Source organism: Mycobacterium sp. 852002-51971_SCH5477799-a, assembly GCF_001667145.1.
Classification (GTDB): domain Bacteria; phylum Actinomycetota; class Actinomycetes; order Mycobacteriales; family Mycobacteriaceae; genus Mycobacterium.
Map to the genome: position 1 here is coordinate 53,175 of NZ_LZIF01000113.1, position 25,233 is coordinate 78,407.

At 64.4% G+C, this 25,233-nt stretch carries 29 protein-coding genes and 3 pseudogenes; 9 read left to right on the forward strand and 23 right to left on the reverse strand.

Translation table 11 applies throughout. The features are described from left to right. Positions 1-870, reverse strand: coding sequence for an ABC transporter permease (locus tag A5753_RS18210; protein ID WP_067131144.1), 870 nt, complete (start codon positions 868-870; stop codon positions 1-3). 305 nt (positions 871-1,175) lie between these two features. Between A5753_RS18210 and A5753_RS18215 the strand changes: the two genes are divergently transcribed. Then, positions 1,176-1,784: a hypothetical protein gene (locus A5753_RS18215; protein ID WP_067131146.1), complete on the forward strand. Its 609-nt coding sequence runs from the start codon at positions 1,176-1,178 to the stop codon at positions 1,782-1,784. Then, on the forward strand, positions 1,775-2,530 hold the full coding sequence (locus tag A5753_RS18220) for an Mce protein (protein WP_067131148.1): 756 nt from the start codon (positions 1,775-1,777) through the stop codon (positions 2,528-2,530). Before A5753_RS18215 ends, A5753_RS18220 begins: the two co-directional genes overlap by 10 nt. A 53-nt stretch (positions 2,531-2,583) precedes the next feature. Here A5753_RS18220 and A5753_RS18225 read toward each other — a convergent pair whose 3' ends face one another. From A5753_RS18225 to A5753_RS18235, 4 genes are read right to left on the reverse strand one after another with little or no spacing between them, the layout of a single operon-like run. Next, entirely contained in the window at positions 2,584-3,147 is a 564-nt protein-coding gene (locus A5753_RS18225) for an arsinothricin resistance N-acetyltransferase ArsN1 family B (RefSeq protein ID WP_067131150.1), read from the reverse strand. 41 nt (positions 3,148-3,188) lie between these two features. Further along, the gene (locus A5753_RS24010; RefSeq protein ID WP_082971370.1) at positions 3,189-3,626 is read right to left on the reverse strand and encodes an SgcJ/EcaC family oxidoreductase; all 438 of its coding nucleotides are present in this window, start codon (positions 3,624-3,626) and stop codon (positions 3,189-3,191) included. Between the two features lie 35 nt (positions 3,627-3,661). After that, positions 3,662-4,489 (reverse strand): esterase, encoded by an 828-nt coding sequence (locus A5753_RS18230; RefSeq protein ID WP_231990106.1) that lies wholly within the window; start codon positions 4,487-4,489, stop codon positions 3,662-3,664. A gap of 19 nt (positions 4,490-4,508) precedes the next feature. Next, a complete protein-coding gene (locus A5753_RS18235; RefSeq protein WP_067131152.1) occupies positions 4,509-4,862 on the reverse strand; it encodes a UBP-type zinc finger domain-containing protein in 354 nt (117 codons plus the stop codon). Positions 4,863-5,026: 164 nt separating this feature from the next. Between A5753_RS18235 and A5753_RS18240 the strand changes: the two genes are divergently transcribed. After that, entirely contained in the window at positions 5,027-5,365 is a 339-nt protein-coding gene (locus A5753_RS18240) for a nitroreductase/quinone reductase family protein (RefSeq protein WP_067131376.1), read from the forward strand. Between the two features lie 120 nt (positions 5,366-5,485). Further along, on the forward strand, positions 5,486-6,361 hold the full coding sequence (locus A5753_RS18245) for an alpha/beta fold hydrolase (RefSeq protein WP_082971372.1): 876 nt from the start codon (positions 5,486-5,488) through the stop codon (positions 6,359-6,361). Positions 6,362-6,383: 22 nt separating this feature from the next. On the opposite strand, the gene A5753_RS18250 is transcribed toward A5753_RS18245, so the two are convergent. Then, complete coding sequence (locus A5753_RS18250) at positions 6,384-7,061, reverse strand: Crp/Fnr family transcriptional regulator (protein ID WP_067131160.1); 678 nt, start codon at positions 7,059-7,061, stop codon at positions 6,384-6,386. A gap of 445 nt (positions 7,062-7,506) precedes the next feature. Beyond that, positions 7,507-8,940: an FAD-binding oxidoreductase gene (locus tag A5753_RS18255; RefSeq protein WP_067131163.1), complete on the reverse strand. Its 1,434-nt coding sequence runs from the start codon at positions 8,938-8,940 to the stop codon at positions 7,507-7,509. Positions 8,941-9,198: 258 nt separating this feature from the next. Between A5753_RS18255 and A5753_RS18260 the strand changes: the two genes are divergently transcribed. Further along, positions 9,199-9,825 carry a DUF5134 domain-containing protein gene (locus tag A5753_RS18260; protein WP_067131166.1) on the forward strand — a complete coding sequence of 209 codons (627 nt, stop codon included), beginning with the start codon at positions 9,199-9,201 and terminating at the stop codon, positions 9,823-9,825. 7 nt (positions 9,826-9,832) lie between these two features. On the opposite strand, the gene A5753_RS18265 is transcribed toward A5753_RS18260, so the two are convergent. Together A5753_RS18265 and A5753_RS18270 are read right to left on the reverse strand one after the other, a co-directional pair. Next, complete coding sequence (locus A5753_RS18265) at positions 9,833-10,573, reverse strand: SDR family NAD(P)-dependent oxidoreductase (protein ID WP_067131168.1); 741 nt, start codon at positions 10,571-10,573, stop codon at positions 9,833-9,835. Positions 10,574-10,584: 11 nt separating this feature from the next. Beyond that, positions 10,585-10,869, reverse strand: coding sequence for a hypothetical protein (locus A5753_RS18270; RefSeq protein WP_067131171.1), 285 nt, complete (start codon positions 10,867-10,869; stop codon positions 10,585-10,587). Positions 10,870-11,052: 183 nt separating this feature from the next. Between A5753_RS18270 and A5753_RS18275 the strand changes: the two genes are divergently transcribed. Continuing rightward, the gene (locus tag A5753_RS18275) at positions 11,053-11,424 is read left to right on the forward strand and encodes a hypothetical protein (RefSeq protein WP_067131174.1); all 372 of its coding nucleotides are present in this window, start codon (positions 11,053-11,055) and stop codon (positions 11,422-11,424) included. Here the strand turns inward: A5753_RS18275 and A5753_RS18280 are convergent. From A5753_RS18280 to A5753_RS25085, 4 genes and pseudogenes are all read right to left on the reverse strand, one after another. Then, the gene (locus A5753_RS18280; protein ID WP_156656156.1) at positions 11,406-11,585 is read right to left on the reverse strand and encodes a hypothetical protein; all 180 of its coding nucleotides are present in this window, start codon (positions 11,583-11,585) and stop codon (positions 11,406-11,408) included. The two genes, A5753_RS18275 and A5753_RS18280, sit on opposite strands and share 19 nt — an antisense overlap. Positions 11,586-11,715: 130 nt before the next feature. After that, positions 11,716-12,885: pseudogene (locus A5753_RS18285) on the reverse strand (12-oxophytodienoate reductase). A gap of 62 nt (positions 12,886-12,947) precedes the next feature. Then, complete coding sequence (locus tag A5753_RS18290) at positions 12,948-13,757, reverse strand: zinc-binding dehydrogenase (RefSeq protein WP_369829335.1); 810 nt, start codon at positions 13,755-13,757, stop codon at positions 12,948-12,950. Positions 13,758-13,959: 202 nt separating this feature from the next. Then, positions 13,960-14,094, reverse strand: coding sequence for a hypothetical protein (locus A5753_RS25085; protein ID WP_255361369.1), 135 nt, complete (start codon positions 14,092-14,094; stop codon positions 13,960-13,962). Between the two features lie 62 nt (positions 14,095-14,156). Between A5753_RS25085 and A5753_RS25240 the strand changes: the two genes are divergently transcribed. Beyond that, positions 14,157-14,549 (forward strand): helix-turn-helix domain-containing protein, encoded by a 393-nt coding sequence (locus tag A5753_RS25240; protein ID WP_067131183.1) that lies wholly within the window; start codon positions 14,157-14,159, stop codon positions 14,547-14,549. 23 nt (positions 14,550-14,572) lie between these two features. Here the strand turns inward: A5753_RS25240 and A5753_RS25245 are convergent. The 3 genes and pseudogenes from A5753_RS25245 to A5753_RS18305 form a co-directional block, all read right to left on the reverse strand. Continuing rightward, positions 14,573-14,821 (reverse strand): annotated as a pseudogene (locus A5753_RS25245) (NAD(P)H-binding protein); the annotation flags it as partial. Positions 14,822-14,835: 14 nt separating this feature from the next. Further along, on the reverse strand, positions 14,836-16,038 hold the full coding sequence (locus tag A5753_RS18300; RefSeq protein ID WP_067131186.1) for a cytochrome P450: 1,203 nt from the start codon (positions 16,036-16,038) through the stop codon (positions 14,836-14,838). Next, positions 16,025-17,443, reverse strand: a complete 1,419-nt coding sequence (locus tag A5753_RS18305) for an AarF/ABC1/UbiB kinase family protein (RefSeq protein WP_082971374.1) — start codon at positions 17,441-17,443, stop codon at positions 16,025-16,027. Before A5753_RS18305 ends, A5753_RS18300 begins: the two co-directional genes overlap by 14 nt. A 120-nt stretch (positions 17,444-17,563) precedes the next feature. Here A5753_RS18305 and A5753_RS18310 point away from each other — a divergent pair, with 120 nt between their 5' ends. After that, positions 17,564-18,112 (forward strand): TetR/AcrR family transcriptional regulator, encoded by a 549-nt coding sequence (locus A5753_RS18310; RefSeq protein ID WP_067131381.1) that lies wholly within the window; start codon positions 17,564-17,566, stop codon positions 18,110-18,112. Between the two features lie 211 nt (positions 18,113-18,323). Here A5753_RS18310 and A5753_RS18315 read toward each other — a convergent pair whose 3' ends face one another. Beyond that, entirely contained in the window at positions 18,324-18,776 is a 453-nt protein-coding gene (locus tag A5753_RS18315) for a DUF4345 domain-containing protein (protein WP_082971375.1), read from the reverse strand. Positions 18,777-18,958: 182 nt separating this feature from the next. Here A5753_RS18315 and A5753_RS18320 point away from each other — a divergent pair, with 182 nt between their 5' ends. Beyond that, the gene (locus A5753_RS18320) at positions 18,959-19,813 is read left to right on the forward strand and encodes a hypothetical protein (RefSeq protein WP_067131190.1); all 855 of its coding nucleotides are present in this window, start codon (positions 18,959-18,961) and stop codon (positions 19,811-19,813) included. 185 nt (positions 19,814-19,998) lie between these two features. Here the strand turns inward: A5753_RS18320 and A5753_RS24425 are convergent. The 6 genes and pseudogenes from A5753_RS24425 to rpsF all read right to left on the reverse strand — a co-directional run. Further along, a pseudogene (locus A5753_RS24425) lies at positions 19,999-20,127 on the reverse strand (membrane dipeptidase); the annotation flags it as partial. 149 nt (positions 20,128-20,276) lie between these two features. Then, positions 20,277-22,904 (reverse strand): replicative DNA helicase, encoded by a 2,628-nt coding sequence (dnaB, locus tag A5753_RS18325; protein WP_067131387.1) that lies wholly within the window; start codon positions 22,902-22,904, stop codon positions 20,277-20,279. A gap of 531 nt (positions 22,905-23,435) precedes the next feature. Then, entirely contained in the window at positions 23,436-23,894 is a 459-nt protein-coding gene (rplI, locus tag A5753_RS18330; protein ID WP_067131193.1) for a 50S ribosomal protein L9, read from the reverse strand. 30 nt (positions 23,895-23,924) lie between these two features. Continuing rightward, a complete protein-coding gene (gene rpsR / locus A5753_RS18335; RefSeq protein WP_067131196.1) occupies positions 23,925-24,179 on the reverse strand; it encodes a 30S ribosomal protein S18 in 255 nt (84 codons plus the stop codon). 43 nt (positions 24,180-24,222) lie between these two features. Next, positions 24,223-24,744 carry a single-stranded DNA-binding protein gene (locus A5753_RS18340; RefSeq protein ID WP_067131199.1) on the reverse strand — a complete coding sequence of 174 codons (522 nt, stop codon included), beginning with the start codon at positions 24,742-24,744 and terminating at the stop codon, positions 24,223-24,225. A 126-nt stretch (positions 24,745-24,870) separates the two neighbouring features. Beyond that, entirely contained in the window at positions 24,871-25,161 is a 291-nt protein-coding gene (gene rpsF, locus A5753_RS18345) for a 30S ribosomal protein S6 (protein WP_007771721.1), read from the reverse strand. Positions 25,162-25,233 lie beyond the last annotated feature (72 nt).

Here is a 25,233-nt window from a genome sequence, read left to right on the forward strand (position 1 = left end):
TCACAGTCCCGTCCTGGGGAACAGCGCGTTGTAGAGCTCACTGATCCCGACGTTGACGAGCATCAGCACCAGAATCGATTCCACCACCGCCGCGTTCACCGAGTTCGCGACGCCAGCCGGCCCGCCTTTGGTGAATAACCCTTTTTGACAGGCGATTACCGCCACAATCGCGCCGTAGATAACGGCTTTGAGCAACGCGACGACCATGTCCTCCGTGGTGGCGAAGGACGAAAATGTCGCCACGAAACTTCCTGGCGCGCCGTGCTGAAAATAGACATTGAACAGGTAGCTGGCCAAAAACCCTACGAAGCAGGTGATTCCAGTCAGCGCGACCCCGACCATGATGGCCGCGGCGAAGCGGGGAACGACCAAGCGGCGAATTGCCGAGACGCCCATGACCTCCATGGCGTCGGTTTCCTCGCGCATAGTGCGCGAGCCGAGATCGGCGGTGATGGCGGACCCGACGGCGGATGCCATGAGTACCGCGGCCACCAGTGACGCGGCCTGGCGGATCACCGCAAGCCCGCTGGCCGCTCCGGCGAGCGAGGTCGCGCCGACTTGGTTGGCCAGCAGGGCGAACTGGATGGAAAGGGTCACCCCGATCGGCAACGCGACCAACACCGTCGGCAGCACCGCCGTGGCAGCCATGAATGCGCCTTGGCGGATGAATTCGGCCCATTGGAAGCGACCGGTGAACAGGTCGACGATGCAGTACTCGATGGTGCGTATCGCGAGGATGTACTGCTCGCCGAGGGTGTTGAGCGAGGCCAGGGGGTGCCGTACCACGTAACCCGCGGACCACTCTTGGATGGTGGCCACGCTGTCGGGCGCTCGGTCGACGGTGAGCGAGCGGTCGTCCTGGGCCGTCATTGCCGGATGTGCCCCGAGGTGTATGCGCGGTGTGCCCCCACGGGCGGCTATGTTAACGGCTACTCAGCTAATACGGAAGGTTTGACTTTGAGCGTTGGGCCGGTCTTATGGTTCAGAATACGCCGGAATGCACGTAATGACCTGTGGTCATTCGCGGTGTGGGCCTGATAGCAGCCCCTTGACGCCTTGCCGACTTCGCGCGAAGATTCCCTACCAACGGGCCGAAGTTAATCGGCATTTGGCCTAAAAAATTGCAGTTCGGTATTCGGCGACCGCGGGATATCGTATTGCTTGGGGAAGAGCGGATGGATCTGACGAGGTTGCGACTGGCACGCAGCGACCTAGCGTGCGCCGGGTCGGCACTCGCGGCCGCCATCGCGCTCTGCGGCCAGGCCGCCGCCGATCCGGGCCAGCCTCCGCCGCCGTTGCCGGTGTTCACCCCGGCACCCAGCGATTGGTCACCGAACTTCACCATCTGGCCGTACAACACGTTCACGGCGCGGGTGACACCGGAGATGATCGGCGGAATGTCAGACTCGTGCCAATGGTTCAAGGCGCAATTCGATCCGCTGATGGGCCAGATCAACGACTTCAACCGGTACCTCGGCGATCAGCATGACGACTACTCGGTCGGTAGTGTGCAGGGGAACGCTCACACCGTGGTCGCCAATATCGACAAGTCGACGGCTTTTCTGGCACCACGCGTCAAGCCGCTGATCATCACCAACCAGCCCGATAATTTCGGGCCGTATTCGCCGGTGTATGGCGGCGAATCGATGACCCACTTGGCATTTCAACTATCGCGGATCAGCGACAGCATCAAGAGAAAGGATCCGTCAGGAGTCACACACGCGAACATCGTCGCGGCCACCGGCTGGGCGAACGCGCTGCGCGACTCTGGCGCATGCGACTGATGAACCATCGCCCAACGTTACGAACAATCGCCAACCCGGGAACCTGGTTGGTGAGTCGCTTCCGCGTCGCCGCGGAGGGGATCGGCAATGAAGAAACGCATCCGGCCGCCAGCGCAGCGCCCGAAACCGATGAGGCCGGCGACGATACGACGCCGGCCGACGCCTCGCCCGATACCGACAGCGGCGACGCGGATACCGCCGAGCCCGACGATGCGCCCGGCCACGACGAGGATGCCGCTGACGGTGCGGACCCGGCTCGCCGAAAAGACCGCCTCGTCAACGTCGTTCGCCGGGCTGCTGCCGGCGTGCTGGCCATCGTCCTGGCGGGGGCGGGCTACGAGGGTTGGCTAGTGTTTCAGCACCACCAGAAAGACGTTGCCGCCGCAGCGGCACTCGATGCGGCCAAGAGGTATATCGTGACGTTGACCAGTGTGGACACCAATGCGATTGACAAGAACTTCAGCGATGTTCTCGACGGATCAACCGGTGAATTCAAAGACATGTACACCAAATCCAGCGCCCAGCTGCGACAGACGCTCATCGACAACAAGGCGGCGGCGCATGGGAATGTCGTCGACGCCGCGGTTCAGTCCGCCTCCGAGGACAAGGTGGACGTCGTGCTGTTCGTCGATCAGTCGGTGAGCAATGGGGCGGTGCCGGCACCGCAGCTGGACCGCAGCCGAGTCAAGATGACCATGGAGAAGGTGGACGGCCGCTGGCTGGCCAGCAAGGTTGACCTACCGTAAACCGTTGTTGCGCAGGCGGTGCGATCAGGAGAGCTGGGTCCTTCCCTGGTCCGCTATAAGGTGCATACCGCGAGTGCGGCGTCGAGGGCCTGATCGGACAGCTGGGACCACGGCAGCGGCTCGGGCGGGGCGGGGGGTGGGTCGACCAGCCGGCGATGCCACCAGCCGACATCCCACCATGTGTCGTGCTTGAAGCCCACGCCGTGAAAAACCCCTACTGGTGTGAAGCCCAGCGCTTCGTGCAGCCCTACGCTGGCGGGATTGGGTAGCGCAATACCCGCGTAGGCATTGATGTAACCCTGCGCGACAAGCACATTGAACAGTGCGGTGTTGAGCCGGCGGCCCTGTCCCTGACGGTGAACCGATTCGTTCAGGTATATCGACACATCGACAGACCAGCGGTAGGCCTCGCGCACTCGATGTGGGCTGGCATGGGCAAACCCCGTGACGCGCTCGTCATCGGTGACGACCAACCAGGGTACGCGCGCGAGCGTCGTGGTGATCCTCGACCGCATCTCGCCGGCCTCTGGGGCCATCGTCTCGAAGGAGATCGCCGTGTCGCGCACATAGGGCCGATAGATTTCCGCCACCGCATCGGCATCCTCCGCTGTCGCCATTCGTGCCCTCATGACCAAACAACGCTAGTCGGGTGGCATGGTCAGGAAAACCATTTAGCCATAAGTGCTTCAGCGACCCGCCGGTGTGTCGTGTTCTGCGAGGCGGCGAGCTGCCAGCGGCCGCCCGTCCGTACGGCGACACTGATGTTCACGCGGGTGCCGCGCCGATTAGGCCGCCGCGCCCTTTTGACTACCGATGCGTTCGCGCGGACCAGCGCGACATCGGGTGTGACAAAACGGATCTCGGCGATGTCTATGAGCAGCCGTGTTCCCTTGAGGAGCCGTCGGAATAGCGGAGCATACGATGACGCGATCGCTTCGCGCCCCACGTAATGGCTGCCCAGAAAGGTGATGTAATCAGCGTCCGTGGTGAAGACGCCAGCATAGGCCGCTGGATCGCCTGCAGCCCAACCTTTTACCTGCTGATCGATGAGCGCACGAATGGCGTCTTCATCGGCTCGCTGGTCACCACTTGTCAAGATGCCTCCCCCAGTTGCGTCATTATGTCGCCCCGCTACGCGATGTCGGGACTGATCATCGGCGCGAGCGCGCTGCGCGGCACCGACACTTGTGTGGCCTCCATTGCCGGCTGCAGCGCGTTCTGGTCGAAGAAGAACACGATCGCGTCACTGGTGATCGCGAAACTCTGGTAGTTCGAGGGCGCTAGACCGGTGGCCGGCGGAATTGACACCCTCGCCCGATACCGGTCGGCCAGGGTCTTCTGCACGATTGGCAAGATGGCCTGCATCGGTTGAGTTCCCGGTTGGAACAAGGTGTCGAAGGTGATCGGCTGCTGATTGGCCAGGTTGTAGTTGAACGATTTGTACCAGACCAACGGGTGAGCGGCGCCGAGGTTCTGATAGATCTCGGTGACTACCGACTGGGTGCCCGTCGCCTGGGAGCCCGAGCTGTATCGAATACCGTTAACCTTCAGCGCAGTCGGCGATTTCAACGTGTTCAGCGGTCCGCGGGCGTTGCGAAAATCGTCATCGGTCTTGGTCAGATAGCTGATCATCGTCTGCTCGTCGGGATAGTTGGCCGGAAACACCATGCTGATGTCCGACAACGGGCCTGAGGCAGCAAAATGGCACATTTGATTCGCATCGACGCTCGACGGGTTGCACAATTGCGCCTCGGCGCCGGCCGTGGCGGGGCCGGTCAATGGGGCCGCCGATAGAAGGATTGCCATCGCCGTGATTACCTGCCGTGATCTGTCACGCCGCCCACTGTCGAAGTTCACCCACGCCTCCGTCGAATATTCCGCAGGGTGCATTGTCACAGATGCGCTGCGGCGGATGGGCGAAAGGTGGACAAGCCAGGAGCTCCGCTGGGCGGGCAGCACACCGGCCGGCCGACCTCCGTCAGCCGTCTCGATGGCGCAGCAGCTCGAACCAGTTATGCGGCACCCGCCCGCGCGGGCCGGGGACCGACTGATCTTCGGGACGGCACTGGGGCGGTGCCAGCCGGGGGCCTTCGTAGTAGTCGTTGGTCTCGTAGTTCCAAAACCAGTCTTCGCCCGGCTCGAACGACCGGATTATCGGGTGCCCGGTCTGCTGCCAGTGCTTGGTCGCATGACGAGAGAACGAGTCGTCGCAGCAACCTATGTGTCCGCAAGCGGCGCAACGCCGAAGGTGCACCCACCAACCACCGGCCTCATCGCACTCGACGCAGCCCATACCGCTCGGCGGCGCCGAAGGGTCGACAGCAGCAGTCATCAGCGCCCTCTTCCTCGTTCACGGGAACGGCCAGAACATCTGGCGCCCCGGATGCTACCTCCATGTCCATCGGGCCGGCATCCCGTTGATTTGCCGCGGTCAACAACTCGCGAATTTGCTGCGATACTTTCCCTGTGGGTCCGAACAAACTCGGCCGCCTCCTGATGCGAGCCGCGCCCGTTTTCAACGCGCCGATAGCCGCTCTGGCCAACTCCCGTCGCTTTGGCGGGCTTATCAATCGCAACATCACGATGCTGACCTACACGGGCCGACGCTCTGGGCGCACCTACAGCATCCCGGTGTCCTACCGACGTTCCGGCAGCGACATCGTGATCAGTGTCGGCATGCCCGAAGCGAAGACGTGGTGGCGCAACTTCCTCAACACCGGCGGGCCCCTGACCCTGCGGCTGGACGAGACCGAACGCGCCGGACACGCCGTCGCCACGCAGGACGAAAAGGGCGCTGTCACCGTCACTGTGCGGCTGGCCGAGGCGAATTCTTGAGTTCCGCAATTGCTCCCCAGGCAAACCGCGATTGGCTGCTTCCGAGCGAAAGCCATTTTAAGGCAACGCGTTTGAGCCTCGCATACGGAGGTCGATAAACTGTTCGCCCGTTCGCGCCAGATGCCGATCACACCATCGTGGTTCACCACGGCGCTCGACCACAAGCCAGAGCACTGCGACGTGGACGTCGGCGGTTGCCGTATACACCTGCGCGTTTGGGGCGCCGCTGACCAGCCTCCGGTAGTCCTCGTCCACGGCGGCGGAGCACATTCGGGCTGGTGGGATCACATCGCCCCGTTCTTTGCCCGCACTCATCGGGTGATCGCGCCGGATCTGTCCGGGCATGGTGACAGCGAATCGCGCGGCAGGTACGACCTGCGAACCTGGGCAAGCGAAGTGATGGCGGCCGCGGCAACCGCGGGCCCCGCCGGACGGCCGACGATCGTCGGCCACAGCATGGGCGGTTGGGTCGTGTCCACCGCGGCGATGCACTACAGCCAGCAGATCAACAGCATGCTGGTGATCGACTCGCCGCTGTGGGAGCCTGCGCCCGAGGAAGGGCGACTGCGCAGGCGCAAACACACTCGTTACCAGACGAGGGACGAGATCCTGGCCCGCTTCACGGCCGTGCCTTCGCAGGAGTTGATCCTGCCCTTCGTTCGGCAACACATAGCGGGCGAGTCGATCCGCAAAACCGACGGTGGGTGGGTCTGGAAGTTCGACCCGGCCATCTTCGCTGGTGAGTTTCTCGAGCCGACGCCCGCCGACGAGGAGTCGTTGGAGACCATGCTGGCCGCGATGCGTTGCCGCGTAGGCTATTTGCGCTGCGAGGCCGGTTTGGTGCCGCCGGATATGGCCGAACGGATCCGATCCCTGCTTCAGCTGCGTGGCCCCTTCGTGGAGTTGGCCCTGGCTGGTCACCATCCCATGCTGGACCAACCGCTGCCCCTGGTCGCGACGCTACGGACCCTGCTGGAATTTTGGTCGATCACCTAGGCTTCAAAGTGTTTACAGGCCGTTATGCCCTCGCGCGGCGAGCCAGTTTCGCGGGTTCGTCGATGATGAGGGCCTTGCCTTGCTGGCGGATCCATCCGCGTTGCGCGAAGTCGGATAGCGCTTTGTTGACCGTTTCACGCGAGGACCCCACGAGTTGCGCGAGTTCCTTCTGCGTGAGGTGGTGCTCGACTAGCACCGAGCCCCCGTTGCTGGTGCCGAATCGCATTGCCAGGTCGAGGATTTGCTTTGCCACCCGCGCGGGGACATCAGTGAAGATCAGGTCGCTCAACGCGTTGTTGGTATGGCGGAGTCGGCGGGCCAGCACCCGGAGCAGCTGTTCTGCGATTTCGGGCCGTTCGACGATCCATATCCGCAGGGCGTGACGGTCCATCCTGACGGCCTTCACCTCGGTCAGGGTGATCACCGTGGAGGTTCGCGGGCCGGGGTCGAACAGCGCCAGCTCACCGAACACGTCCCCGGGGCCCAGCACCGCGAAGACGGTTTCGCGACCGTCTGCCATCTGGTGGCGAATCTTGACCGTGCCCGACAAGATGACGAAGAGGTCGTCACCAAGCTCGCCTTCGACGAAGACGGTTCGCCGGCGCGGGAAGGCTACGTGCTGCAGGTGGTGGGCCAAGGCATCGACCGCATCAGGGGCGATCCCCTGGAATATGCCGGCTCGCGCCAATACTTCGTTCACGCCGCCCCTTTCAACGCGTTTCGCACGGCGTTGCGCGCACTAGGCGCTGCTCCGGTGTGGGGGCGTCTTGGCTCGCGGTCCAGACCTTACACCAGGACGAAGATCCGTAACGTAGCAGGTCGTAACCGCCGTCTCGGCGTGGAAGGGTGGTCGAGCGTCGCTCAGGCGGCCGGCGTGGTGACCCTCGACGCGATGGTCACCTCCGAGTACAGGTTCCCGCACGCATCGCAGTGCACCTGATACTCGAGCTTGGCGTCATTACGTTCAAGAAACCGGTACTGCGCCCACGCCATGCACCGTGGGCACCGTGCACGACCGTGCTCGATTGCCATTCGCCATCCCCCTAAAAACTTGCCGCAGACACACTGGAGGTACCCGGTGTCAAGCCCCGCTAACCATCGCGGTTCGGCTGCCCACGGCGCCGGCGTTCGGTGGCGTTCGGCGGTTAGAAATTCAGCCCCGAATACATGACCCGCCCCGGATCGTATTTCTGCCGTACGGCGCTCAGCTGTGAGAGGTTCGGGCCGAAGTAACGAGAGGGCGGCTGGTTGGCCTCGATGTAATTCACATAGCCGCCCACCGAATATGGTTGCACCGCTTGATGTGCCGTGCTGAGCCAATTGGTAGCGGCCGCCGGATCGCCGGTCTCCACATACCACTGCACCAGCGCCGACTGACGTCGCCAGGGAAAGGCGGTGGCGCCTGGCGCCACCGTGGCGAGGGCGCCGTCCAGTGCGTGCATGATGGCCAACATGCGGCCGGCTCCGCGGGGAAAGGCATTGACCGCCGAGGCGATCCCCTGTGCCACTCCCGCGTTGACGGTGGCGAACACGTCGGATCCGCCGACATACCCGAGCGGAGACGGGTTGAGGTTCCCGACGGCCAGATAGTTCACCAAATCCATGTAGTTGAACGTGTGGTTTTCGGTACCCGACGGCTGCAAGCCCACCGCTTGAGTAATCGCGGCCGCGGCGCTGCTCCCCGACCCGGCGGGGCAGGTCGCCAGGATTCGGCAATGCATGCCCATCGCGTCGACGGTGGCGTCCGCCAATGCCCAACTGTTGCGGTCGGCGGTTCGTAGCCAGTTCTGCCAACCGACGAGGACCTGCGCGAACGACTGTGGCGGGAAGTTGAGGTTGACGACGTCGACGTCCTTGGTGGGAAACGTGGAGAACGTGAGCGAGGTCGTCACCCCGAAGTTCCCGCCACCGCCGCCGCGCAGCGCCCAGAACAGGTCGGGGTTGCTGGCGGCGGACGCTGTCACCACCTGACCGCTGGGCAGCACCACCGACGCCGACGTCAACTGGTCGCAAAGCAGGCCCGCATGCCGGGACTGGGACCCCATGCCGCCGCCCAGCGCGTGTCCCGCGGCACCGACCGATGGACAAGTGCCGGTTGGCACGCCGCGGCCGGCCGCGGCCAACGTCCGGTGCATCGTGTACAGACTCGTGGCCGGCGTCACCGTCACCTGGCCTGTGGCAGCGTCGTAGTTGGCTTCCCCGGGCAGTTGACGCAGGTCGAGCACCATGGCGCCGTTGGCGGTCGACGCGCCGATGTAGGAGTGCCCGCCGCTGCGTGGGGCGACCTTGAGATTGTGGGCGGCCGCGAATGCCATCGCCTTCTGCACGTCGGCCGCCGAGGTCGGGGTGACGACCGCCGCCGGCGTCAACCCGTTGTAGTTGGTATTGAAAACCTGTTTGGCCCCGGCGAATTGGGGGCTATCCGGAAGCAGCACCTTGCCGCCGAGGGCGGTGGATAGGCCCTCCCATCCGGTAGGTCTCGGATCGGCGGCCACCCGGGGCGCGCCCAGGACAGCGCCGGCGGCCAACGCCCCGGCGGCGCCCCGCAGAAACGCCTGCCGCGAGATTTCACGCGCCATCGTCGGACTCCCGCGATTGCGTCATGCCCCGAATTGTCAACCACGAGAGCCGTGGTGCCGCATGACGTGTCGCGGGGTGACCGAAACGTCCCCAAACCGTTACAGCAGTCGGGCGCGAACACCAGTCGTCGACACCCCCGATGGCGGTTGGATCAAATACCCCGTAGGGGTACGGTGGCGCCATGGACGAACGCAGCTCCGTGGCTGCACGGTTGCGGCACGGCAGGCGGCGTTCGTGAGGTCACGATGTTGCATGCCATGATCGGCGACCCGGCGCTGCGCTGGGTCGTCACCGTCCTATTCGGCGTGAGCGTCGCGATGTACGCGTATGTCGCTGTTGCACAACGCGATCAATGGATGGGGAAAGTCAACCACCTGATACACCTGACGATGTCGCTGGCGATGGTTTTGATGGTGTGGCGCGTTGGGCTCGGCCTCCCGGCGACAGGGCCGATTCTGTTTTTTCTCCTCGCCGGGGTCTGGTTCTTGTGCGCTGCCGTGTGGGCCAAACCGGTATCCCGTCAGCGACTGAAAACGTGCTACTACGCGGCGATGATGGGGGCGATGGCCTGGATGTACGCGCTGATGAGTGGAGTCGTGCCGGGCGTTCCCACACACCTTCACCCACGGCCTGACATGGCGGGCATGAAGCTGCCCCCACACGACATGCCTTCGGTAACGATCGGACTCTCTTGGGTAGCGGCGGCGAACTGGATCCTGATGGCCGGGTTTGCCGCGGTTGCACTGTATTGGTCGTACCGCTTCCTCGGCGAACGCCGGATGACCCTGGTGCCGACCACCCCGCGGCCGTTTCGATGGGAACCGCTCTACCAGGCGTCCACCGCCGCCGGCACAGCGCTCATGTTCGACGCGCTGCTCTGGTAGCCAACGCTTACCCGGCGCCTTTGCCGTTGTCGACCCGATAGACAGCGCCGTGGATCGCGGCCGCGCCGTCGCTGGCGAGGAAGGCGATCACGTTCGCGACCTCGAGGGGTTGCATCATGCCCCGCGGTGAGGCCGTGCGCAGGATCAGGTCGTAGTTGGGATCGTCGGGCGCGCTGAATTGTTCGATCTGCGGAGTGAGCATGCCGCCGGGACATACGGCGTTGACGCGCAACCGATCCGCGGTGTACTCCACGGCCAAGGCACGGGTCAGGCCGATCAGCCCATGCTTAGCGGCGCAGTAACCGGCCGAATACGCCTGTCCCTCGACGCCGGCGATGGAGCTGACGTTGACGATGTTGCCGCCGCGTTTCAGAAGGTGAGACAGCGCCGCTCGGCAGAGGTAGAACGGCCCGTTGAGGTTGACCGCAAGGTCTTGTTCCCAGTCGTCATCGGTCATCGATTCCGTGCGGCGCATTTGGTGTCGCCCGGCGACGTTGACAAGGACATCGAGTCCACCGAAATCACGGACACACTGCTCGACCGCGTCTTGGCAGGCCCGCGCCGATCCGACGTCCACCGAGGCGAATCCGCCGCGTTCGACGGCGGAGAACACGGCGGCCAAGCGATCCGCGTCGCGACCGATACCGAAAACCGTTGCGCCCTCGCGTGAAAACAGCTGTGCCGTTTCGGCGCCCAGGCCCGACGATGCTCCGGTCACCAAAGCGACTTTGCCCTGCAGTGCAGCCATACCAGTGCACCCTAGTAGGTCCGCAACCGCGCCGCGCCGCCGTGTCGAACGTGAAGCGGCGCAATAGCTCTGAACCTAAATTTGGCGCTCATGCCGGAGCGGACACGCTCGGGCTGGAACCGCTGCTGGATCCGGCGGGCCGTGATCATCGCGAGCAGGTTGAAGGCTTGCCTGCCCAGCGCGATCCGACTCGTTCGCTTCTTCCAACTCGGCGGCGTCGACGCCGCGCGCCGCCCGAGGTAATAGCCGATGCAGGCTGCCATCGTGAGCGCGGCGATGGCCGCGAATATCGTCACGTGTTGAGCGTCCTGCGTCGCCGTCGCGGGAAGGTCACGCAGGGGCTACACCTCGGCCAACAACTTTGGCGCCGGCTCACGCTCAGCGGCGAAAGACCAGCCACCTCATCGCGCTGTACAAGTACACCGCGGTACGGCCTTCGCTCACCCGTGGCCGTTGATCTAGCCCCTACGATCTGGGTTGTGGACGAGATGCCCCAGTACACGGGCCCGATAGACCCCCGCAACCGCAATATCTTTGGGGCATGCCTGTCACTGGTTGGGCTGGCGGCGATGATGCTCGCGCTTGCTCTGTTGCTGATTGCCGAGAGCGATCGCGCTCTGGAGTTCAAAGTTCAAGCCGGGTTCTTCCCACCGCTGTCCGAAGCCGCAGTGCAGTCAGCGCGCACCGAAGTCGTGATCGCGGCCGTGTTGATGGTGCTGGCGACCGCTTCGGCGGTGACGGCGATGACATTCCGCTCGACCATTACGTGGCGGATCATCGGTGGCGTCACCCTGCTGGCGTTGATACTGGTCGGCCCGCTGCTCTGGGTGTGCTACGACATGGCCTTTTGAAACTTGCGCAGCTCCTCGCCTCCGACAACGCCGGATTCATCACCGGCGTAGAACTGCTCGTTGACGGTGGAATGCTCATCGTGAACGATATTCCCGCTTCGGCCAGGCCACCACCGAAGGCGCCGCATCACCCTGGCGCGCGCCTCGTCGAAATCGGCCAACACGGCGACGATGTCGCCATCAATGACACAGCCGCACCGGCATCAGTAATCGCCAACGCCGACTCACGGCCAGTCCCGCTGAGTTGTTGAACCGGTAGACGCGCATCGTGGCGTTCCTTCCTGTCACGGGTCAGCGCAAGGTGAGTTTGTGGTGGTGCTGGTTGTAGGGGATCAGCTCTTGCTGGCGTCCGGCGCGGATCTTGTCGACGAAATCGGGGTTGGCCAACGCGGCGCGTCCGACGGCGGCGATGTCGAATTCGCCGCGTTCGTACTGGTCGACTAGGGTGTCCAGCGAGACGATATCGGCGTGGCCGTCAGCGGTGTCGCCTTGGCCCTCAATGGTTTTGGTCAGGCCAATCGATCCGACCGTAATCGTCGGTTGCGCGGTGATCTTCTTGGTCCATCCGGCTAGGCTCAGTTCGGCGTCGGTGCCGTTGAGTTCGGGGAATGCGGGTTCGTTGTGGCGGCGGGTGGAGGGGTGAAAGACGTCGACCCCGGCCGACGCCAGCGGCCCCAGCAGCGTTTCCAGTTCTTGCGGGCTGTCGGCGATGCGGGCGTCATACAGGTCAGCTTTCCATTGGGAGAACCGGAGGCTGATCGGTGTTTGGGGGCCTAGTTCACTGCGCAGGGCGCTGATCAGTTCGACGGCAAACCGCGTTCTGTCGGCCAGGTCGCCGCCGTAGGAATCGGCGCGCCGGTTTGTGCGGTCCCAGAGGAACAGATCGGGCAGATAGCCGTGGGCGCCGTGCACTTCGATGCCATCAAACCCCGCACTGCGGGCATCCCGCGCTGCTGCCACATAGTTGCCGATGATCCGGTCAATGTCGTTGGCGCTCAGCGCTTGTCCGATTGGGCTACCGTAGAAGTCGATGCCTGAGGGGCTTGCTGTCGGGACGTCGGGGAAAACCGTGGGGCTGGGTCCGCGGTACACGCCGGCGTGCAGTAGTTGGGAGAAGATCGCCGCGCCTTCCTCGTGGACGGCTTTCGACTACCGCTTTCCACCCTGCCGCCGCCTCGCGGCGGAAGTAGGTGACCATGTCAAGGTCCATCGCGGTACTGGGATCGGGGATCAGGGCCGACTCGGTGATCAACAGCCCATGCCTCCGGCGGCGCGGCGCCGAAAGTATCCCAGATACTCGGTGGTGGGAATCCCGTCCGGTGTCGCGTATCGGGTCATCGGCGCCAACGCGAAACGGTTGGGTAGGCGCAGCGAGTTCACCCATATCGGCGTTAGCAGACCGGAGATGTCGACAGCTTGCTCGGCATCAGATGTGGTAGCGGTGACGGCCTTGCATGCCATTTCGCTCTCCTCTCCACGTCATTGAGCGATGCGCAACGGCGCGGATGCGCGCTGCAGATGCGTTACCAGGTCAGGACGAGTCGGCCTCGGAGTCCGCCGGCTTCCAGGCGGCGGTGAGCCTCAGCTGCCTGTTCGGCGGGCAGGGTGCCGGCAACCCGCAGGGTCAGTACGCCGGCTTCGGCGAGATCACGCACCGTGGTGAGCACGTCGGTGCGGGTGGTGTGCTGATCGACTGAGACCACATGCCATCTGATCGCGCGTTCATTGGAGCCGACGTGTTGGCGGGCCGAGGTGACCGCACCGCCGTCGCGGATCGCGGCAACCACGTCATTGGTGTACAGCGCGGCATCAACGACCCCGTCGACCCCGGCAGGAAACGCATCGCGGACGCGCTCGGCCAGACCTTCGCCGCGTCCGACGACTACATCGGCCCCCAACTCATGGACGAGTTCGCGATCCGCGTCGGCGGCATCGGCAATCACCTGCAGCCCATGATGTTTGGCGAGTTGGACGGCGTACCCGCCCAGAGCGCCGGCCGCGCCGGTGACAGCGACGGTGCCGCCAGCGGGAATGGCCAGTGCTTCGAGCATGGCGTAAGCGGTGACCGCGTTCATCAGAAGTGTCGACGCCTCCACCGCAGCGGCGTTGCTCGGTGCCCTCACGACCGAACGCACATCGGTCACAACGTATTGTGCGTAGGCGCCGACGCTACCCATCGGGCTGAGCGCAAGCCCGATCACCTTCTCGCCCAACCGAACCGAGATACCGTCGGGGGCTTCGTCGACAACGCCGCAAAAGTCCCACCCCGGCACGTATGGCGGTTCGGGGTAGCTGCCCCCCGGCAGAGTTTGCGGTGCATAGTTGTGTTTCATCCACCCCGATCGAGCCGCCGTGTCGGCAGGACTGACCGCTGCCGCCTGCACATGGACCCGAACCTGCCCAGGCCCGGCATGAGGTTCCGGGAGCTCCAAAACATGCAAGACTTCTGGACCGCCGAACTCGGTATAACCGATCGCTTTCACGTGTGCACCAACCCAATCCCGACGTCTGTCATTCCCGTGAGCCGCGCCAAAATTAACGGCCCAGGACGCGAAACAATGCCAGCGGCTGCATGCCGCTGCCCGGCGGCATCCACTTCTCCAACAGCGCCTCAAGCCCCGGCTCGTACGGCGGCCCCAAAGGCGCTATGCGTGCGACCTGCTCAACCATCGGCTACGCTCCTGCTTCGGAATACGAAGCGTAACGTTAGCGCTTCGGAAAGAGAAGCACAATTGGTCGCAGACAAGACGGACGTCCCTCGTCCCAACCACCCCGTGCGCGGCTCTACCAGCGGTGAGCCGATCATGGCCCTGCTCGACCTGCTAGGGCGACGGTGGGCCCTGCGCATCATCTGGGAACTGCGCGTTGACGCGATCACCTTCCGCGAGCTTCAGCTGCGCTGCGGGCGCATCAGCTCATCGGTACTTAACGACCGCCTCCAAGAGCTGCGCGCCGCCGGCATCATCGAACAAAGCCACGGCGGCTACGCCATGACCGACGAGGGACGCCGCCTGCTCGACCTATACCCGCCGGTGCAAGCCTGGGCCGAACGCTGGGCACAACGCGACGCCCAAACTGCTGCCGCCGCTTCGACGCTCCCTCGACGGGAACACCCGGACGCCTGAAGCTTCCGGCTATCCGACGGCCGGCCCGAGTCGGTCACGTCCCAAAAGGTCGTGTACGTCGTGTCATGTCCAGTCATGCTCTCAATTGCGAAGAGCCACATTAAGGCGCGGTCGAATAGAGACACCGAGACCGCCTGAGTCCCTTGGCTGCTGAGCGTTGCGGCTTTGGCGGATGTGCGGGCCAATGCTGATACCGTGTGTCCCGCACCGACCAGGACGGGCACCGCGTAGCGGCCAATGGCGCCGGTGGCGCCGGTCACGAAGATCCGCATCGCCCACTTTTCCCTTATTTGTGGTCGCGACCTCGCGTGCTGGTGAAGATCAGGGGAACGCTCACAGGGCCGCGGATCGCTGCCGTATCCCGCCAATGCACCGGTCCGGCCAGAACGGGCTGTCGGTCAAGGATTTTGGGTATTGCGGTAGAGAGTTCGAGTTGCGCGACGGCCGCGCCCAGGCAGTAGTGCGCCCCGTAACCGAACGACAGCGGGGCGGGCCCGTGCCGGTCGAGCCGAAACTGGTCGGGCTGGTCGAACACTACAGGGTCGCGGTTTGCGGCCGCGATCACGGCAAGCACAGTGTCACCGGCGGCGACCCGGGTTCCGGCGATCGTGTGGTCGGTGGTGGCGGTGCGCACCGTCGACTGCACCGGGCCGTGCAGTCGAAGCAGCTCGGTCACCAATGCGGGCTCGGCGGGGTCAAGCCGGTCGAGGATGCGGCTGCCATCCTCGGCGGGGGTAAGTAGCGTAATGATCCCGGCGCCAAGCATATTGGCTGTGGTTTCGTGTCCGGCGACGGCGATGAGCATCGCGGTCGCGACGACCTCATCGAGTGAGATGTCGGGGCCGGCGGCGATGAAGCTGAGCAGGTCGTCGCCAGGGTGGGTGCGCCGGTCAGCGGCCATGGGAAGGAATTCGGCCATCAGCGCGGCCCCAGCTGCCGCGCCGGTAGCGATCTCGTCGGGATCGGCCAATGCGCCGAGCATGCGGATGATTACCGGCGACAGCTCCCGCAACAACCTGGCAGTGGCGGGTTCGATGTCCAGCCAGCCGCCGATGACCGCGATTGGTAGGGGCAGCGCGATGTCAGTCATGAAATCAAACGGCACACCGGCTTCGGGCTCGTCGATCAGTGCGGCGGTGATCGCCTCGACACCTGCGCGCAGGTTGGCGGTGAACGATCGGGTGAACACGTCGCGCACCGTGGCGCGTAGCCGCGTGTGCCGGGCGCCGTCGGCGAACAACATGGAACCCGTGAAGAAGTCTGCGCTGAGCGGATCAATCGCAGCTCGAGCTAGCGGGTTTGCCAGCGGGTCACTCGTCCAGCCAGATCCGCCGAGGACCTCGCGCACGGCGGCATAGCTCAGCACGAGCCACGCCCGGGCGGTGTCATCCCACACCACCTCCCCCTCGCTGCGCCGCGTCTCGTAGAACGGATAGGGGTCGGCGGCGTCCCAGGGCAGCCGAATGCTGGCGACGTCAGGGCTGGTCATGGTTGTCAACTCCCAACGGCAGACCCCGCCGCCGGACCCAGGCGAGGTGTTGGCGGCCCAGCTCGGTAACCGGCGATGCGACGCCATCCATATCGTCGAGCAGGCCTCGGTTGTAGATGCAGGCGCGCAGCGCGGAGAACACGGCGTTCATGGACAGGTTTATCCGGGAGAAGAACACCAGGTCGGGTGGGATGGACATCTGGCGCATCGGGTGATCAGGGGCGCGGACATCAAGCAGAAACTGGATGGCACGCGCTGAGGCGTGTTCGGTGTAGGTCGCCGGCTGGCTGTCCATCGTTTCGTACAGGATGCCCTGCCACCACTGATAGGTGTCCTCGGCGGTGAGTGCGGAATCGGCGGTAAAGAAGCCGCTGTCGATCATGATCTCGCGCAGGTCGTCCTTGCGGCCGTCGACGGCAGCGCGCACGACTTTGACGATGCGTTGGCGTTGTGGCTCGGTCAGGTGTTTGACGCATCCGAAGTCGACGAACCCGACGGTGCCGTCGGCTCCAAAGCGGTAATTGCCCGGGTGTGGGTCGGCGTGGAATAGGTTGGCGTGCCGATAGGAGCCGAACACGAATCGGGCGATCACTTCCGCCCAAGTGTTTTTGAGATCCTGATCGGCGTGTTGTGCTGCAGCCCAGTCCATCCCGTCGAGGTAGGTCATGGTCAGCACCTGATCCGAGCATGCCTCGGCAATGACCTCGGGTACCCGGATGAAGGGATGCCCACGGTACAGCTCGGCGAAAACAGTGATGTTGGCGGCTTCGCGCCGGTAGTCGACCTCTTCGGAGATGCGGTCGGCAATTTCGGCTGAGGCACTGTCGATGTCGGGCATCGCCGCGCCAAATGCACCGGCAGTGAGCCGAAATAGAGTGCTCAGTAGTTCGGTGTTGGCAAGGTCGTCCTGAATGGCTTGTGCCACACCAGGATATTGGATCTTGACGGCAACCTGGCGGCCGTCCAGCAGCACACCGCGATGGACCTGACCAATCGAGGCCGCGGCCATGGGTTCGGCGGTGAAGTCAGCGAACACCGCGTCCACCGGCTGGCCCAGCTGAGCCTGCAGGACCTCCAGGGCCAGCGCGGAGTCCATCGGCGGGGCGTCAGCCTGGAGCCGTGTCAGCGCCTGTTGATACGGGGACAATTCACCGGCGCCCAGCGCGCCGGCGTCGACCATGGAGAGCATCTGGCCGGCCTTCATCAGCACACCCTTGGAGTGGCCAAGCAGCTCGACGTAGCGCTCGGCGGTGCGCTCGTGGAATCGCTGCACCGCTCCGGCGTCGCCGGCTTTTTCCCTTAGCCCGGCCAGCATCCGTCCGCCGGCGGCGCGGGCTGTGAACCCGGCCATCGGCATCGTGCGGCTCAGACGGCCGCGCGGTACCGGCGCCCCGGTCTCGGTCATCGCGGCCTCCTCCCAGCGCCCCAGCGCTTGATATAGTAACCTAATACCGAATATAAGCGACTACTTATAAGGCGGTCAAGGGTGGAGACCACGACAAAGGAACGGCTGGTCACTGAGGCGATGCGGCTCTTCGGTCAACAGGGCTACCGCGCGACCAGCGTCAACCAGATCGAGAAAGCAGCCGGCCTGGTACCCGGGTGCGGAGCGCTCTACAACCACTTCAAGTCCAAACAGGAACTCCTAACTGCGGTGATCGACCGCCAACTCGATCGACGCCGCGCCATGCACGACATCAGCGCACTGTTCGCCGGCCGCGGCGACCTGCGCACTGAATTGTCGCTGCTGTGCCGGTATCTGATGAGCGTGCTCGACCAAGAGACCGAATTCCTGAAAGTCGTTGCCCGCACCCCGGCCGAGGAATCACCGCGCCTCAACGACGCCTATGCCGCGCTGATCGACGGCCTCTACAGCGAACTCGGCGACTGGATCAATACCTGCGCATCCAGCCTGGACAGCACCGAGGCCGGGAGGATCGCCATAATTGGCGTCGATGCCCTGGTCGGCAGAAGCACCTCCCGAATCATGTTGCACTCCAACCACATCGACACCACCGACGAGGAATATGTCACCGAGTGGACCGAGATGATAGCCGGCCGGATCCAACAGTAAGCCGATCGGCGAAGTTGCCCGCCGCAGACATTCTCCCGGTCCCCTACCGGCCGAAGATCCACTATGTCACCACGGGCCCGCGGTAGGAATATGCACGGAACGAATATGCAGGGTTACCGGTAAGCATCGCCCTATTCGTTACCTTGTTGGATACCAAGCTATTTCGCTCCGCGCGTACGCCGATAATTCGGCGCGACAGTCCCGTGTCCGGTCAGTGCAGCGAATCGTGGGCGAGGCGCGCGACTCGCGATTGCCACGCCATCACCGCTGGAATGCCGACTAACTCCAGCACGATCGCCGCGATGAAAACTGCATGCGGACGGCCTGTCGTCCGCCACGAGAGCAAGCGCGCCAGGCCGCCGGCGAAGACCACCGCGGTCAGACGACGGACGAGGCTGGTGCGTTGTTCGATGTGAGGGATGGCTGACCAGATGACCGGCGCGGTGGCGAGCCAGAATGCGCTTAAGAATCGGTACTCACTGTCGGCGGTGGGATTCAACGGACCCGTCATGCCCGGTAATACTTTCGGGCCCGCCAGCATCCCGGCCAAACCCGATAGGAACGGGATGACCGAGAGCAGCCCGAGCGTTATCTGCAGCCTCCGGCGGCCACCGCCGCGGCGCACCAGCGGCCGGAGCGACATGGTGAAAGCGTCGTTGCTCATGCTCTCAGTGAAGCACTACTACACGTCGTAGTCGATGGGTAACCGAGAATTATCTGCGGCGAACCGTACCGTCAGAGCCACCGGACGCGCACATCGATGCTCGGTGTCGCGCTGAGCACGGCGGCTATCCTCACACCAGGGGTTGAGCCCCTGACCCAAACGTTCCCGGACAGGACGGTCCCATGGACGCGGTGGTTTGGCAGGCGCTGCTTTGGGCTGCCGTCATCGCGGCCGCCCTGGCCGGTATGAGCGTGTTGCTGATGTACAGCTGCTGGCGCGCTTCGCGCGGGTCGGTTGCACTTGCTGAGCCCAATGGATACGGGTGGCGGGGCCACGGCATTAAGACGCCCTCGACTATGCGCAGTGAGCGAGCGTGGCTGGCGGGCAATCACGCTGCGGCGCGCACGGCGCCGCTGTATGTGCTGTTCAACGCCGCCGTTGCGGCGGCCCTGTTCGCCGCCGCCTGGCACGGATGGCGGCTCGTCGTCGCATTCATCGGCGGCGGCGGGCTTTTCGCGTGGATAGGTCTAGTCATCTGGACTTCGGTCCTAGCCAGCAGGGCCGCCCGAGCCGTCCCCGATGACCGTTCTGATCACCGCCGCGCCGTGCGCGAGAGCCTCGAGGCCCGCGACTTTAATGCGCCATTTTCTGGCCGCGGCATGACGATGGTGGGCTGGGTCTGTGCTGTCGGCGCGTGCGGAGTCACGGTGTTGCTGTTAAGCACCATCGTCGATGGCTACGTCTTAGCGATTCATCACCAGCTGCAACCCAATTCGACCTTCGGGTTTCGTGACGAGGATGCGTTCTCCTGTCTGCCGCGCTGGTATGCCTCGCAAACGGCAGGCTTTACCTGGATGCTGTTCGGTTATGGCTCGGTGCAAGTGGTGAGCCTGCTTCTGTGTGCCGGCGCGGCGATTCAGCGGCGCTCGCCTTGGGACATCTGCCTTTTGGTGCTGGGAACGGTGTTTGTCGCGGCCATCTTCCTGGTCGCCGCAGGGATCCACGCCAACAGCGTGGCCCGCGCGATCAGCTGTTGACGCGCCGACCGAACCGCCACCGAGCACACGACGGCAAGCGCGTGCCGCTCCCCGCTGTGCGCGCACACCCTGACGACGCCACGACCTGACAGGTGTCAGGAGCGGTACCTTCCGGCCGCCAGTGATCGGCGAGTGGTTGGCGAGCTGGCGTTCGGCGCCGCTCCCCCGGTGGGGGACTGCTGCACTCATGCCCGCCAGGCCGTCTGAGCCACCCGGACAAAGTTGCCGCCTAGGACCGCGTGGATGTCGGTGTCGGTCCAGCCCCTCCTGTTGAGGTGTGCTCCGAGGGTGAGCAGGGTTTCGGACGGCATCCAACCGCGGGAGGATGGGGTCACGCCAACGGGTGAGACCCAAGCTTAGTGCTATAACCTGCTTCCGACCTTCGTGGCCGATCCGCCACTTTTACGTCATCAAGTTTGGAATTCCGCCACTCAGAACTGGAACCTACAAGACTACTCAGAGGTCACCGCGCCATGTTGGTGAACCGTGACAGGTGCAGCTGGTGTGCAACCGTCACCGTCTTGGTGGGGCCGTTGCGGTGTTTGGCGAGAATGAAATCCGCCTCTCCCCCGCGTGGATCGTCGCGCTCGAACGCGTCCGGGCGGTTCAGCAGGATCACCATGTCGGCATCCTGCTCCAAGGATCCCGATTCGCGAAGGTCGGACAGCATGGGCTTCTTGTCAGTACGCTGCTCGGGGCCGCGGTTCAGCTGGCTGATCGCGACGACGGGCACCTCCAGCTCCTTGGCCAGAAGCTTGAGTTGGCGCGAGAATTCGGACACCTCGAGCTGCCGTGACTCGACTTTCTTTCCCGACGACATCAGCTGCAGATAATCGACCACCACCAGACGCAGATCGGATTTCTGGCGTAGCCGGCGTGCCTTGGCACGGATCTCCATCATGGTCAGGTTGGGCGAGTCGTCGATATACAGTGGCGCCTCGCTGATTTCGCTCATCCGCCGCGCCAGCCGCGTCCAGTCTTCGTCGCTCATGCGACCGGACCGCATGTCGGCGAGTTTGATTTTCGCTTCCGCCGACAGCAGCCGCATGACGATCTCGGACTTGCTCATCTCCAGCGAGAAGATGACGCTGGCCATGCGGTGCTTGATCGAGCATGACCGCAGGAAGTCGAGCCCCAGCGTGGAGTTATGCGTGGGGACCATTGCCTTGCCCGCAAGGTACATGTGGCTGTCGTTGTCCACCTCGACGCAACGCACAGCAACTGTCTCGATCGGGCGAACGTCCACAATGAAGCGCGACCCGGAACGAACGTTGCCGGCCGCAGCTCGGCGCTCCTTGTGCGCCATGGCCTTTCGCCGCAGCGCGAACACCGCGTCGTCAGTGGAAAAGGTCAGCGTGTAGGCGATGCTGGACGACTCGCAGCGACACGGGACGCGCTTCGTCGAGGTCTGGCAGCGATAGCCAAGGCTGACGACCAACTCAGCGACATCGGATGCCAACCGTTGGCTGGTGACTGAAAATTGGACAGACCCACCTGCCGTCACGGTTCCATCGGTGTCGAGCAAGCCGGCGAGCAGGGCACGCCGCTGCGCCTCCGACCCCCGCAGGTACTCCACCGGGATGTGCTTGTTATCAAGAACTCCCAGTGTGCGGAATCGGGCCTGCAAGGTCCCTACGGCCGTGTGGCAGTTCTGGCACAGCCGCAGCCCGCACGACGGACCCCCGCAGCGAACACAGGTGGGTGCTGGCACCGGAGTCGAGACAAACCGTGCCCGGCCACCGCATGAACGTCCGCAGGTGCGCACCTGACTGGTGTGAGGAATGAAGTCCGTGCCGCATACCACACACTGACGAGGAGCTGGCTCGGCGTCGGCCGGTAGGCGCAGCTGATAGCGGTACAGAGCGGAAGACGAGGGAACCGCGACGAACCCGTCGGCTTCGATTCGCATGATGATTTCGGGATCGGCGGTGGTGATTTGGGCGGCGGCACTGGTGCCATCCCCAAGCCAGGCGCCGAGCGTGTACGGCGGCACCAGGAACTCGCGATCCGGTAGGTCAAGTGCACGCGCGTTGACCACGCTGTGGTTCAGTCGGCGGTCCGGAGCGGCGCAGCGCAGAGTTGCGGCAATCTCCGCCGTCGTTCGCACCGCCGCAAAGGTGCGCTGATTCTTGTGCCGGTTGTAGCCGACCGCCGCAGCCTGCGCTGATTTTCGCGATGCGCGTGTTTCGGTCAACCACTGATGGGCTGCGTCGGCGACGAGCACTGTGCCGTCAGAGAACTCCACCTCGTAGCACGGCCGGTCGAACATGACGTCAGTGGCAGCCACGACCCGCGTCGGCCGCCCGTCGGCGCCGAGCAACTCATCACCGACCGCGACATCGCCCATCGTCGTCCAGCCTGTTGGCGTGGGCAGCGGCGTGTCCAACGCGAGCGCCTTCCCGACTCCAGGCCTGGCCGCCACGATGATCATCTGCCCGGCATGCAGACCGTTGGTCACCTCGTCGAGCTCGGTGAAGCCGGTCGGGACACCGCGCGCGACACCGCCGTTCGAGGCGATGGCGTCGATCTCGTCCATGGTCGGCTGCAGCAGATCCTCGAGAGGAACGAAATCCTCCGACGTCCGGCGCTCGGCCACCTCGTAGATCTCGGCCTGCGCGCGGTCGACCACCTCGGCCACGTCGGCGCCCTCGGCGCCCGCGTAGCCGTACTGCACGACCCGGGTGCCGGCCTCCACGAGGCGCCGCAGGAGCGCCTTTTCGGCCACGATGGTCGCGTAGTAGCTCGCGTTGGCCGCGGTCGGCACCGTCGAAATCAACGTGTGCAGATACGGCGCCCCGCCGATGCGGCGCAGCAGGTTGCGGCGGTCCAGTTCCGCGGCGACCGTCACCGCGTCCGCCGGTTCGCCACGCCCGTAGAGGTCCAGGATCGCGTCGTAAACGTTCTGGTGGGCGGGCCGGTAGAAGTCGCCGGGCCGCAGCCGTTCGAGGACGTCGGCGATGGCGTCCTTGCTGAGCAGCATGCCGCCCAGCACCGCCTGCTCAGCCGCCATGTCCTGCGGCGGCTGGCGTCCGAAGTCCTCGCTTGGCGGCGAAGAATCCATGCCCGACGTCAAGTCATCGACGACCGCCACGGATTCCCTCCTGCCCTGATCCACGAATCCGAACATACATTCGATAGCCGACGTCGAGCGTAAGTCAAGATCCTGACAACCTGTGCCGCACAGCACCCGTACGCCCGGCGCCGGGACGACGTTAAACGTTGCTGGCTAGTACGCAAAGGGGGTGCTGTTTATGAAGCTGTGCATCGTGTGTGCATATCCGTCGACACCTGTGTTGAGCGGGGTGTGGAGAACCTGTGGATTAATGCAAAGGGCTAGGACATCGCTGCAGATACCGGCCATACAACGCCATGGAATCCGTGTGGACAAGAATCTCTACGGCGTGTCGGGCCAGGTTACTGCGCCGGGCGTGTTGGCTTTACGCCGTGTTTTCCCAGCGTTACGGGCCGGTAAAGCGCCCCCGGGTAATACACCACAGAAATTGTTCGCCAGGGGGTACACCCGCGATCCGCAGCGGCGGAGTGCGCCCGCGTGCCCGCAGCGCAACGAAGCCCGGCGGCAGCCGATCGAGGCCACCGCCGGGAACGAGCAAATATTGGGCGCTTAGCTCTGCGCAACGACCTCGAGCGCGACCTCGACGTCGACCTCCGGGTGCAGGTGCACGGCCACCGGGTGCGTCCCGACGGCCTTGATGTGCGACTTGGGCAACCGCACGATCCGCTTGTCCAAGTTGGGGCCGCCGGCCTTCTTGATCGCGGCGACGACATCGCTGGCGGTCACCGAGCCGAACAGCTTCCCGGAATCGGCCGCGGTCTTGACCGGCAGCGAGACCGGTCCGAGCGCCTCGATCGCCGTCTTGAGTTCGTTGGCATGCCCGAGGTCGCGCACCGCCTTGGTTTCGCGGGCCCGGCGAATATCGTCGGCCTGCCTCTGCGCGCCGCGGGAGGCCACGATCGCCAAACCGCGAGGGAGCAGGAAGTTGCGACCGTAACCGTCCTTGACCTCGACAGTGTCGCCGACGGTACCAAGGTGGTCGACGTCAGCCGTCAGAATCAGCTTCATCGTTTCGTACTTTCGGTAGGCCTGCGGCGACTATCGCGCCGAGGAGGTAAAGGGCAGCAGCGCCACCTCGCGGGCGTTCTTCACCGCGATGGCGATGTCACGCTGGTGCTGCACGCAATTGCCGGTCACGCGACGCGCACGGATCTTGCCGCGCTCGCTGATGTAGGTACGCAGCAGCGTGGTGTCCTTGTAGTCGATCGTTTGATCCTTCTTGGCGCAGAAGACACATTTGCGTACCTTGACCGGCTTTTCCGGAGCCGGCCGCCGCTTGTTGGACTTGGCCATGTCTGTCTTTCTTTCCGTTCTCTATTGCTGAAGTTTTTTCAAATCAGAAAGGCGGTTCGTCGTCCCCGCCGCCGAACGAGCCCGACGCGGGCGCACTGCCCCATGGGTCGTCCGCGGGCCCGCTGCTCGCCGGCGCCGACTGCTGGCGGGATCCACCGCCACCGCCACCGAAACCGCCGCCACCACCACCGCCGCCGCTGCGGCTGGCCTTGTTGACCTTGGCCGTGGCATACCGCAGCGAGGGGCCGATCTCGTCGACCTCGACCTCGAAGACGGTGCGCTTCTCACCTTCACGGGTCTCAAAAGAGCGCTGCTTGAGCCGGCCCGTGACGATCACCCGGGCACCACGCGTCAGGCTTTCCGCGACATTCTCGGCGGCTTCTCGCCAGATGTTGCACCGCAGGAACAGCGCCTCACCGTCTTTCCATTCCCCGCTCTGGCGGTCATAGATTCGCGGTGTCGACGCCACGGTGAAGTTTGCGACCGCGGCCCCCGACGGGGTGAACCGCAGCTCGGGGTCGGCGGTCAGGTTTCCGACAACGGTGATAGTGGTGTCACCAGCCACAGTTTCCTCCTCGTTCCGCCCTGTTCCTCGCCGTTCGGGTGGTGGGTGTCATGAGCGTACTTTCGCTGAGCTCTCCACAGCCTAGGCAGGTGCGTCGACGAGAAGCACGCGACGCAGCCAAGGCTGTTAGTGCTTGTCGGTCCGCATCACCTTGGTGCGCAGTACCGACTCGTTGAGGCTCAGCTGACGGTCGAGCTCGGATACCGTCGCCGGCTCGGCTTTCAGGTCGACGACGACGTAGATGCCTTCGGCGTGCTTGGCGATCTCGTAGGCCAGACGGCGCCGGCCCCAGATGTCGACCTTGTCGACGGATCCACCATCCTTGCGGACGACGTTGAGGAACGTCTCCAAGGACGGGGCAACGGTGCGCTCGTCGAGCGTGGGGTCAAGAATGACCATGATTTCGTAGGGACGCATGGAAACCTCACCACCTCCTCTGGTCTCAAGCGGCCACGGTCGTTCCGTGGCAGGAGGGTCGCCTGCGTCGGC